Annotated in this window: 10 protein-coding genes and 1 tRNA gene; 2 read left to right on the forward strand and 9 right to left on the reverse strand. The window is 64.0% G+C overall.

All coding sequences use genetic code 11. The features are described 5' to 3' along the window. The first annotated feature begins 62 nt into the window (after positions 1-62). The gene (locus SK1NUM_RS15320) at positions 63-2,273 is read left to right on the forward strand and encodes a calcium-binding protein (protein WP_280526529.1); all 2,211 of its coding nucleotides are present in this window, start codon (positions 63-65) and stop codon (positions 2,271-2,273) included. Between the two features lie 66 nt (positions 2,274-2,339). Here the strand turns inward: SK1NUM_RS15320 and SK1NUM_RS11885 are convergent. The 9 genes from SK1NUM_RS11885 to SK1NUM_RS11925 all read right to left on the reverse strand — a co-directional run bounded on the left by SK1NUM_RS11885 (position 2,340) and on the right by SK1NUM_RS11925 (position 9,242). Further along, positions 2,340-2,413, reverse strand: a tRNA-Leu gene (locus SK1NUM_RS11885). A gap of 6 nt (positions 2,414-2,419) precedes the next feature. Further along, complete coding sequence (locus tag SK1NUM_RS11890; RefSeq protein ID WP_212322239.1) at positions 2,420-3,325, reverse strand: Ppx/GppA phosphatase family protein; 906 nt, start codon at positions 3,323-3,325, stop codon at positions 2,420-2,422. After that, on the reverse strand, positions 3,322-3,819 hold the full coding sequence (locus SK1NUM_RS11895; RefSeq protein WP_212322241.1) for a DUF501 domain-containing protein: 498 nt from the start codon (positions 3,817-3,819) through the stop codon (positions 3,322-3,324). The genes SK1NUM_RS11890 and SK1NUM_RS11895 overlap by 4 nt, the downstream gene beginning before the upstream one ends. Before the next feature lie 8 nt (positions 3,820-3,827). Beyond that, positions 3,828-4,403 carry an FtsB family cell division protein gene (locus SK1NUM_RS11900; RefSeq protein WP_223927555.1) on the reverse strand — a complete coding sequence of 192 codons (576 nt, stop codon included), beginning with the start codon at positions 4,401-4,403 and terminating at the stop codon, positions 3,828-3,830. 30 nt (positions 4,404-4,433) lie between these two features. Then, positions 4,434-5,711, reverse strand: a complete 1,278-nt coding sequence (gene eno, locus SK1NUM_RS11905) for a phosphopyruvate hydratase (protein WP_212322243.1) — start codon at positions 5,709-5,711, stop codon at positions 4,434-4,436. Between the two features lie 109 nt (positions 5,712-5,820). Next, positions 5,821-6,111, reverse strand: coding sequence for a hypothetical protein (locus SK1NUM_RS11910; RefSeq protein WP_212322244.1), 291 nt, complete (start codon positions 6,109-6,111; stop codon positions 5,821-5,823). After that, on the reverse strand, positions 6,101-7,669 hold the full coding sequence (locus SK1NUM_RS11915) for a TROVE domain-containing protein (RefSeq protein ID WP_223927557.1): 1,569 nt from the start codon (positions 7,667-7,669) through the stop codon (positions 6,101-6,103). Before SK1NUM_RS11915 ends, SK1NUM_RS11910 begins: the two co-directional genes overlap by 11 nt. 458 nt (positions 7,670-8,127) lie before the next feature. Further along, positions 8,128-8,760 (reverse strand): MazG family protein, encoded by a 633-nt coding sequence (locus SK1NUM_RS11920; RefSeq protein WP_212322249.1) that lies wholly within the window; start codon positions 8,758-8,760, stop codon positions 8,128-8,130. Beyond that, positions 8,760-9,242: a hypothetical protein gene (locus SK1NUM_RS11925; RefSeq protein WP_212322251.1), complete on the reverse strand. Its 483-nt coding sequence runs from the start codon at positions 9,240-9,242 to the stop codon at positions 8,760-8,762. Before SK1NUM_RS11925 ends, SK1NUM_RS11920 begins: the two co-directional genes overlap by 1 nt. Positions 9,243-9,560: 318 nt before the next feature. On the opposite strand from SK1NUM_RS11925, the gene SK1NUM_RS11930 reads away from it, so the two are divergent. Further along, positions 9,561-11,099 (forward strand): glycoside hydrolase family 16 protein, encoded by a 1,539-nt coding sequence (locus tag SK1NUM_RS11930; RefSeq protein WP_212322254.1) that lies wholly within the window; start codon positions 9,561-9,563, stop codon positions 11,097-11,099. Positions 11,100-11,131 lie beyond the last annotated feature (32 nt).

The raw sequence follows: 11,131 nt of genomic DNA on the forward strand, positions 1-11,131 counted from the left end.
TGACCGATAATCTATCCCCTGGAGGGCTCATGAAATCAATATCCCGTCCATTGGTCGTTGTCATGGCGGGTTCGCTCGCCGCCTTGGCAGGGTGCGCCTCAGTCTCAGGGCCGCAGACGGCAGCACCGCCGATCAGCCCCGCGAACGTCCTGGTAGCCGGTCCCGGCGACGCCACCAGCCAGGCCCCCGAGAGTGACGGCACCGCCCCTCTGGTAGCCAACAACATCTCGGAGGATGCAGAACAGGCCACAACCCAGCTGCAGAACCTCATCAACAAGGCCGTGCAGGAAGACACCGGAGTCAAGCTTGATCCATCGCGGACCTACACGATCAACCATGAACTGGTCCTCACGAAGGGACTGAAGTTCTTTGACGGCGCAGGCGCCACCATCAAAGCTGCGATACCCAAAGGGGATAACCCCGGAAACGTATTCCGTTTCGAAAAAGACGCCAGCAACATGAAGCTCACCAATGTAGTGATTGACCTCAAGGAATCCACAGAAAAGGGGGCAGAAGTTCGCGGGGTCCTAGGCTCCGCTATATCGGATATCGAGATCAGTCATTTGACAATTCTCGGCCTCGGGTATAGAGGCATCGATGTAGTCGCACGAGACGGCGCAGTGAAAAATGTCAAGATCCTGAACAACAGGATAGTCGGGACTGTAAGTGATGAAGTCCCAGACAAGCAAGTCGCAATCGGTGTTACTTCTGGGATCAAGGGCGTAACCACTGATCCAAAAGATGAATATGCAGACAAAGAAGCTCCAGCATATGATCGATTTGTCGAGAAGGGCACTATCGCAGAAACAAATCCTGGAAGCACAAACATCACCATCACTGGCAACCACATCACCGGAGCATACTATGGCATCGGGCTATCAGGAGTCAGCAACAGCTCCATAACCAACAACTACTCGACCGAGAACACCCGCAATCTGTCGATGCAGGACAACTCAAACAACAACACGGTGGAAGGGAACTACTTCAGCAATTCGTTCTCGGCATCCATCCACCTCGCCTACGGTTCATCAGGCAACACCATCAAGGGAAACAAGATCACCACCAACCGCTCCCAGGGCGAAGGACTGGTGCAGGCCTACCAGAAAAGCCAGAACAACACCTTCGAGAACAATGTGATCGAGGTCAAAGAGCCAGCCCATCCCCACTGGATGTTCTACGTCGGCCCGGCCTCTGACAATAACGTCTTCCAGGGAAACATCCTCTCCGGGAAAGCCGACAGGGCCATTGTTGCGGTCGAGTCCATCTGGGACAAGGACTCCACAGTGTCAGGGAATGGCAACCAGCTCTCCAAGCATGCATATGCCGGAAGAGACATCACCCATCCAAAAACTAAGGTATCGGTGAAGTACGCTGGCGGCCGAGGTAATCTCACTGGTGTCAAGTTCGTCGACAATGTCATCCTCCCGACGGGGACGCCATTCTATGTGGGCGCCGAAGTGTCCAAAGGTGTGGCGTCGAACCCTCTGAAGAAGGGCGAAACTAGAAAGCCGGAGGAAAAACTGATAGGCAATATCACGGGCCTGAATATCTCGGGCAATCACCTCGCCGGGACGGGGTACTCCGAATACCCCAGCGGACTGGCTGAACACAAGGGTTCTCTTCCTGGCGTTGAGAGCGCTTCCATCAACTATGAAAGCAAGGAGATCGGCCAGCACCACTCCACGGTCACCGATCAGCAGGGTGGCAATGGGAATGATCGGTTCGTCTTCGATGCATCCGGGGACAAGGCCACCGACAGCGGCGGCACCGACACCCTGTACACCGCCATCGACACCACCATCCCGGCTGGGGTGGAGAACCTTCAGATGCTGGGCAGTGGCCCGCTGAAGGTGACGGGCAATGACGAGGCCAACGCGATTACCGGCAACTCCGCCGACAACACCCTGTCTGGGGAGGGCGGCGACGACATCCTCGCCGGCGGAGAGGGAGCAAACACCCTCACCGGGGGCGCTGGGAACGATACGTTCGTACTGGATGGGAGGGCGGACGGCAAAGCCGACACGCTCACCGACTTCGCCTCCGGCCAGGACAAGATCAAGCTGCCCGCGGCGACCTTCGGCTACCTGGGTGATGACGCCTTCACTACAGGCTCGGCCACCACCACGACCCGCATCTACCAGCAGGACGGCGCTCTGTTCTTCGATGCCGATGGCTCGGGAGGCCTGTACCAGCCTGTGGCCATCGCGAAGCTACCCGCTGGCGTCCAGGTCCAGGCCGGTGACCTGATCATGGAGAAGGAACCAGCCAAGTAATGTCAAGGCGGCCGGGCAGAGCACCACGCTCTGCCCGGCCGCCTTCGGCTCTCCGTGGGCTACCAGCGCCCCCGACGGGATTCGAACCCGTACTTGAGCGGGTTTAAGCCGCCTGCCTCTGCCAGTTGGGCTACGGGGGCCGGGACCTACAGCAGTTCCAAGGCTATTCCATCCAGGATGTCAGTTTCGCTGACTAGGATTTTTTGGGAGGGAATTCTCGCGGCTATCTCGTCGAGGATCAGGGTCCCGGCCCCGATCACCCCAGCCCGGAGGGGATGCATGCAAGGCTCCCCCTCGATCTCGGACACCGGGGTGGCCAGCCAGTGGCTGTTGGCGTCGCGGATGTCGTCGCATCCCAGCACCAGGCCGTGCACCGCATCACGGGAATAGGCCTCCAACCCCAGCACCCGGGCGGCAACGCTCGTCACGGTCCCAGCCACCCCGACCGCACTCGCGACGGCAGCGAAATCGATCCCGGAGCCATCCAGCAGATCACCGACGAACGCCCGGGAGGTCCTCTGCTCCTCGGACGTCGGAGGGTCGGTGTGCAGGAACCGTTCACGGAGCCGCACGGAACCGACGTTGAGGGAGACGGAGTGCAGGATCGTCCCGGCCACATCGGCCAGCACCAGCTCCGTCGAGCCACCGCCGATGTCGAGGATCAGGGTCGGCGGGGTCACATCCACCGCGCAGAGCGCCCCGGAGCTGGATAGCCGCGCCTCCTCCTGGCCCGGGATCACGTCCACCTCCACGCCCAGGCGTTCGCGCACCCCGTCGCTCAGCAGCTGCCGGTTCGTGACGTCACGCGCCGCGGAGGTGGCGACGAATCGCACCTTCCCAGCGCCATGGGCACGGATGATCTGGGCGAACTCGTCGCAGACAGCAAAGGTGCGGGCCAGGGCATCCGGATGGAACTCCCCGGTGGCGTCGACTCCCTGCCCGAGGCGCGCCAGCCGCACCTCACGCGCTAGCTCTTGGGGCGCATCGCGGCTTCCCGCCAGGACGAGCAGGCGGATTGAGTTGGTTCCGCAGTCGATGGCAGCCACCGTCATGCCGGCTCCTCACAGCAGGCATCCCCGACCCGTTCCCGCACCAGAGCCAGGGCCTCGTCCCCCAGGGGATTCACGCCGGGGCCCACCGCCAGCGAATGTCCCACGAGGACATGAAGGCATTTCACACGGGCCGGCATGCCGCCCGCGGAGACTCCCTCGATCTCCGGCACAGCCCCGAGGGCAGCCCGGTCCGCGAGGTAGGCCTCGTGGGCATTCTGGTAACGGACCGCCAGTTCCCCGTCCTCCTGGAGCCGCCGCGACATCTCAGCCATCAGCCCCGAGGCCTCCAGCGACGAGCAGGCCGCGACGTACCGAGGGTTGGTCAGGTAGTAGACGGTGGGGAAAGGCGTGCCATTGTCCAGTCTGGGAAGGGTCTTGATCACCCCGGGGTTTCCGCAGGGACAACGCCACGCGACTGCCACCACTCCGCGCGGGGTGCGCCCCAACTGGTTCTCGATCACGTCGAGGTCAGCGGCTGTGGGAGCCTCGCTCACCAGATTCCTCACTCTTCCTCTTCGGCCGGGGCATCGGCCACGGCGACCGATCCCCACATCTGCTGCCACCACATACCGCTGCTGGGCTTGTTGGGAGCCAGCGCAGTGGAGTCGCCGCCAATCGGCTTGCCGTCGGCGCCGATCACCCGGTAACCGGTCTCCCCCGGCATGACCCAGCCGAGCCGGGACCGGGCCTCCGCCTTGACGAAGGCGGGGTCCTTCCAGCGGGCCAGCTGATCCTCCAGGGTGGAGATCTCCTGCTGGCGCTGCGCGATCTGTTCTCGCAGCATCGCCGTCTCCTGCGCCTGGGCGAAGTAAACCCGCAGGCTCTGAGCCAGGGTGACGGCCAGCGCGGCCATGACGACCCCCAGGATGAGGAGCCGCCACGTCATCCCGAGCGCACGCTCGGAGGATGTGACGCGGGGCCGTTCCGCGGTGGCACGGGCGACGGCCTCCGCATCCAGCGGACGGGTCCGGGAGCGACCGCTGGAGATCCGCTCCCCCGGACGGGCCGCGGTCCGGGAACGCGGGGATCCACGTCCCGGACCGCTGCCCGTCGGCTTGCTTCTGGGATTACTCGGCATGCGACCAGTCTGACTGATGCGAGTGCCGGATCAGCCCTTGAAACGCGGGAACGCGGAGCGCCCAGCGTAGACCGCGGCGTCATCGAGGTTCTGCTCGATGCGCAGCAGCTGGTTGTACTTCGCAACCCGGTCCGTGCGGGCCGGGGCGCCGGACTTGATCTGGCCACAGCCCAGGGCGACGGCGAGGTCGGCGATGGTGACGTCCTCGGTCTCACCCGAGCGATGCGACATCATGGTGCGGTATCCGGCGCGGTGGGCCATCTCGACGGCGTCGATGGTCTCGGACAGCGAGCCGATCTGGTTGACCTTGACCAGCAGGGCGTTGGCGACACCGGAGTCGATGCCCCGGCCGAGGCGCTCCACGTTGGTGACGAACAGGTCGTCGCCCACGAGCTGCACCCGGTCACCGACACGCTCGGTCATGGCCTTCCAGCCGTCCCAGTCCTCCTCATTCAGCGGGTCCTCAATGGACACCAGCGGGTAGGCGTCGACCAGCTCAGCGTAGTAGTCGATCATCTGCTCGGCGGTCTTATCGGTGCCCTCGAACTTGTAGACGCCGTCCTTGTAGAACTCGGAGGCCGCGACATCGAGGGCCAGGGCCACCTGCTTGCCGGGCTCATACCCGGCCTTCTTGATAGCTTCGACGATCAGGTCGAGGGCCTCGCGGTTGCTGTCCAGGTTCGGGGCGAAACCGCCCTCGTCACCCAGGCCGGTGGACAGGCCGCGGTCCTTCAGCACCTTCTTCAGGGCGTGGTAGACGCCAGCGCCCATCTCGACGGCCTCGGCGAAGGACTCGGCGCCGATGGGGGCGATCATGAACTCCTGGATGTCGACGTTGGAGTCGGCGTGCGAACCACCGTTCAGGATGTTCATCATGGGCACGGGCAGGATGTGGGCGTTGGGACCGCCGACGTACTGGTACAGCGGGAGCCCAGCCTCCTCAGCTGCGGCATGCGCGACGGCCAGGGAGACGCCGAGGATCGCGTTGGCCCCGAGCTTGGCCTTGTTCGGGGTTCCGTCGAGCTCAAGCATCGCGAGATCGACGACCCGCTGCTCATCCGCGTCGTAGCCGAGGACTTCTTCGCCGATGACGTCGAGTACGTTCTTGACCGCTGTCAGGACTCCCTTGCCGCCGAAGCGCTCGCCACCGTCACGCAGCTCGACGGCTTCGAAAGCACCCGTCGAGGCGCCGGAGGGGACGATGGCGCGGCCGGCTGCGCCAGAGTCGAGGACAACCTCGACCTCGACGGTGGGGTTGCCGCGAGAGTCGAGGACTTCGCGGGCGTCGATGAACTCAATAGCTGCCATGGGGCTGCCCTTCCTTGGATGTGAAGACCTGGATGTCCTTCCCGTCAACCCTATCCAACGCACGGGCAGCGGTCACGCCTTTCTTCCGCCCCTCGCACAGGGTTGCAGATCAGCGGCGTTTGACGACCTGGGCTATCAATTCCCGGCTGCACCCGATCGCTTTCGCGAGCGCGCCATAGGACCAGCGTTTCTCATCCTCAGCGCGCAGCTGCCGGATCAGGCGGTCGCGCTCGGCACGCAGGTCGGCGGCGCGCCGCTCGGCCTCGGACGCCTGGTCGTGGAGTTCCCGGGCCCTGGCGGCCTTGAGGTCCGACACTCCCCCGGAACGACGAGTGGCGGCCCCGCCTGCGCCTGTCAGCGCGGCGTTGCCGCCACGTGTCCGGTCCCGCCTAGAAGCCACGCGAAAACTCCGAGATCAGGTTCGGCACCGCATGGTCGAATCCGGCCACGTCCAGCATGCCCGCGTCGTCCGGGTTGGCGATGCTGAACCCCGTGGAGGTCATGGCCACCACCACGAGCTTCGCCGGGATGCCGGTTGCCCGGCGGTACTCGGCCAGGGCCTGGTACGGGTGGATTCTCCCGCACCAGGTCTCGTTGTCGGTGTAGACCACGAAGGTGTCCACCTCCAGTTTCTGCTTCCGGGCGTGGATCATTGGCTGTGCGCAGTCCGTGTTGCCGAACGGCAGACCGCTGATCCTGCCCAGCACGTCATCGAGACGCTGCCGCGGTGACAGGTCGAGCGGCTGCAGCCGCCCGGTGAAACCGACGACCGCCGAGACGGGTTCTGTTGCCAGCTGCACCAGGGCCAGACCCGCCGAGGCCTCGCGGGCGGTCACCGGCAAGCCCGAGATGTAGGAGGCCATCGAACCGGAGACGTCCAGCGCCAGCATGGTGCGCTTACCCGACGGGACAACTGCGCCAAAAGTGGCGTAGAACGCATCATCCAGGGCGTCGACGACCCTGCGGCTGGGCTGCCATGAGCTCTTGCCGCGTACTGACTGCCCGGAGGCATAGGTGCGTGCCGCCACGAGGACGTTCACCGGGTGGACGCGCGCCTTGCGGAGCCGGCCGGGATCGGTGAGCTGCGCGCATACCTGCTCGGTGTGGCCTCCCAGGTCGCTGAGAAGACCCAGCCCGGTGAGTCGTGGCAGCTGGCGCAGCAACGCCGTCTGCGGGATTCCCGCTTCCAGGAGCGCCTCCCAGACCTCGGGCTCCTTGAGAGCGGCGTCCGGCAGCATCTCCCAGGTCAGCCGGTGCTCACGAACCAGCCCAGCCCAGGTGCTGGCCTTCGTCGCCTCCTGCGCCTTCAGGAAGACGCGGATCAGCTCTGGTGTGTCATCATCCACCGACCTGCGCACGATCCAGTCGAACAGCGACCGCAGCTCCGGCACCGGCGTCACGGGGTGTGACAGCCGTAGCAGGTCCCGGTGCGTCCAGCCGTCGCGCTGACGGTACTTGACCACCTGATAGGCCAGGTCGCTGGCCTGCCGGTCCGTATACCAGCGCCCGACGGCGCGGCGCAGCCCGCGTCCCCAACCGCGGAACTGCTGCACGTAGGCGGCGAAGGTGAACAGGTGGGTTCCAGTGCGCGCCACCGTGGGCAAAGCGGCCAGCGCAGCCGCGGAGGTCTCAGGCACGGAGGCTGCATAGGCCAGCGCGAACAGGGCCGGGTTCTGCCGGGGCGCGGCGCCGCGGGCAGAGACGTCGACGATGGTGGCGACCAGCCCCTCGGGGTCCGATGCGGCCATACGCTGGAGGACGGCGACGTTCTGGATGGCCAGGTCCGCGGCGGAGGCATAGTAGGTGCCCCCATCGACCCCGAGCAGCAGGAAGCGGCGCAGCCGCGCGGCATCGTCGAGTTCAAAGGTGTAACCCCCGGCTGAGTTCAGGACCTGCCGCTCGTCGGCGGGCGCGTTCTGCGGGGTGATCCGCAGTGCAATCCGGCGCAGTACGTCCATGATGTCGCCTCCTTTCATTCGTCTTGGGCCTCTCGGAGCGGAAGGAGAGGAAGAGGCCCGGGCGGGCGTAGGTGTGGACACCGGAGTGCTGCTCTACCAATTGAGCTACGCCCGTTAGGACGACGGGACTCGAACCTGCAACCCGCCCATCCATAGTGGTAACCGATGCCCTTCGGCCCACCCGGGCCACGTCACCGCATGAGGGCCACCCGGGCGTGTGAGTGCATCCGGCGTTCAACCGACGGGGGCGGCTTTTCAGACAACAGGCCTGGCAATGTGCCGCAGCCCGCACGGAAGTCGTTAACCGAGCGCGACCGGCCCGGGTGGTCCTCATATTGAGTTCTTCGTTCCGGGCCTTGCCCGTCAACTGTGTATTACAGTACACAGTCCTTCGCAGGGATGCAACTCATGGTTCTTCGTGGGACCCGTGGTGGAATAGAGGACGCCGACAGCTGGTGTCAGTCCGCGTCCGACCGCCTCTCCGCTTCCCGGATCCGATCCTCCAGCTCACGGAGAGCGGCACGGACCGAGGCGTCGGCATCGATGCCGCTGGCCTGGGCCCGGGCGACGAGAGCCCGGATCTGCTCCCCCGTCTCGCTGGCCGTGATGGCCTCGTCCGGCAACTCGACGGCGACCTGATGCGACCGGGCCCGCGAGATGACCTTCTGGGTGCGCGCCAAGGAGCTCATAGACTGCGCGATGCCGTCCAACGACGAGGTCCTACCCTTCTCCTGGCGTTTGCTCTGCTCCCAGGTCTGCCTGAGATTCTCGGGAACCTCACCGCCGCCGAAGACGTGGGGATGCCGGCGAATCAGCTTGTCGGCGATCCCCCGGGCGACGTCGTCGAGGGTGAAGCGCCCCTCGTCCTCGGCTATCTGGGCGTGGAAGTAGACCTGAAGCAGCAGGTCGCCAAGCTCCTCCAGAAGGTCGGCGTCGGTTCCCTGCTCGACGGCGTCGACCACCTCGCAGGCCTCCTCGACGAGGTGGGTCAGCAGCGACTGGTGGGTCTGTTCCCGGTCCCAGGGACATTCGACGCGCAGCCGGGCCATCACCTCGCGGAGGCGGATCAGCTGCTCACCGGCCATGGTCATCAGTCCTCCGTCGCGACCGAGATGGAGCCGCCCTGCGGGTCAAGTCCCTGCTCCGGGTCCCAGCTGCCATAGCGCGGATTGAACTCCACCTGCGGCAGCAGTTGCTGAACGGTGTCCGGGTCCACATTCCGCTGCATAAGGCGCAGTTTCACGCGGCCTTGAAGCACCTTCTCGCAGGGAGTTCCGGCCAGGGCCCTGCCCTGGGGGTCCGACTCGATGCTCTGCCGGATCCCGGCCTCATCGAAGGGGGTCCCAACGCCTTGGGCAACGTGGTCGGCGATGTCGCCGGCCACCAGGAAGAACAGCGCCCGGGTGCGGGTGACCTCAAGGCCAGCTGCCTTGCACGACTCCACCGTCTCAGTCAGCCTCACCTCCGGGATGGCCACATCACCGACGACTGCTGCGGTGGACGCACTGTGCGAGCAGCCGGCAAGCGCCGCAGCGGCCAGGCACGCAGCGGCAGTACGGGTGGCGAACTTCATGGGTCTCCCTCCGACAAACAGCCTCGCTCCCGAAGCATAGCGTCCACCTCATCATGGGCCAGCACATCCCTGTGATAAAGGCCGATGAATTCTGAAAGGCGGTTTCACAAGGACTTTTTCCGCAGTTCTCGTTGCATCCCAGGAGTCAGCCCAGTAGCGTGAAGCGTGCTCATCACCGCTCACGGTATATCCGCAGAAGTGGGAGTCACCTCGATTCGAGGCGTCTTATTTAAAAGACAACCACCTCGGATTCGCGCCTTCGACCACGACGTGGATACGCCGGGACCGGGACCGTCCTATCGAGGAGTAAATAAGCTGATGAAGATTTATCGCCGTAAATTTCACCTGGCGACGGCAGCGGTGGCGTTCATAGGCGTCTTATCGTTCCTACCCATCACACCTGCTAGCGCAGGAACGCACGAGGCTCCCTCATTCCAGTCCGCGCCGTCCGAGGTGGGAGACAACGGTGCGCCGTTCCAGCTCACCGCCGACCCGGGTCATTTCCAGAAGACAAGCCGGAGCGATGGCTCAGCAGCGGATTCCACGCTAACGGGTTACACCTTCCAGCTGGACGCGATCCCCTCCACCAGCGTCTACAACCGAGTGCAGGTCCGCAAGTCCGGGGAGAGCTATTACTCGGTCGTCGTGCGCTCCACTGAAGGGAAGGACTCCTACATCCAGCTGGAGAAGGTCACCAACGGCACCACTGAGGTACTCCAGGGCGCCAAGGTGAACGGCCTCAAGACCGGAACCAGCTACCGCCTCGAACTGGAGGCAGCCGGGAAGGACAAGGCGACCCTGTCCGCACGGGTCTATGAGGCCAGCTCCTCTGCTCCGCAGTGGCAGGTGACGGCAACCGACGAGAAGAGCCCCTTCGCACCATCATCAGAGATCGGGGTGACCGCCTACGTGGGCAAGGGCAGTAGCACCCCCGTCACCACGACGGTCAGCAACCTGACCTCCGCGGACACCGCGGCGAGCACAGCACAGCAGACAAACCAGCAGAACGCAGCAGACGGCCACGTCGAGGGCTGGGGAGACCCCGTCTTCAATGACGATTTCAATGACTTCTCCCAGACGAAGAATAAGTGGAATATTGAAGATAATACCTATGTCGGCTACGACTGGGGGGAGATCAAGGCAGACAATGTTAACGTCCGTGATGGCAATCTGGTCATTCACACCGAACGTCTAAAGGAGCCGATATCCCACAAAAAGGGGGATATAGACAAGGATGGCAATATCATCAAGCAACGCTGGTACTCCACAGGATCCCTCCAGACCAAGAATGGAAAATTCTCCCAGGAGTACGGCCGTTTCGAGCTGCGTGCAAAGCTGCCGACGATCAAAGGACACTCCCGCGGCATCTGGCCCGCATTCTGGATGCGCCCAGATAATGCTGACACCAACGAAGGTGAGATCGATATCCTCGAGGCCTACGGCACCCCAGCGGAAAGCCACGAAGACGACCATATCGACCTGCTGACCCAGTCCACGGCCACCTTGCACTACGTGCAGCCAGATAAGCACCCGGGCCAGAAACAGAAGCACCCCAATGAAAAGGCGATCACGCCGGCGGGGATCGATGTCAATGATGGCCAATTCCACACGTGGACCGTGGAGTGGACGCCGGAGAAGATCACCTTCTTCGTGGATGGCCAGAACTACTTAGATGTCGACAAGTCGAACGACCCCCGCTGGAAGACTCTCTTCGGGTCGGGGGACAAATACAATCTCCGCCTGAACACCCAGGTCGGCTCGGGATACTGGGGCGAGCCCAATGCCGAGCAGACGGCCGACAGGACCGAGTTCGTCATCGACTACGTGCGCGCGTGGAAGTACCAGGGACAAAGCTGACTTTGCCACCTCGCCCGGCGGGGGCCGCGGGT

Origin of the sequence: Arachnia rubra, from assembly GCF_019973735.1 — a bacterium.
GTDB lineage: Bacteria > Actinomycetota > Actinomycetes > Propionibacteriales > Propionibacteriaceae > Arachnia > Arachnia rubra.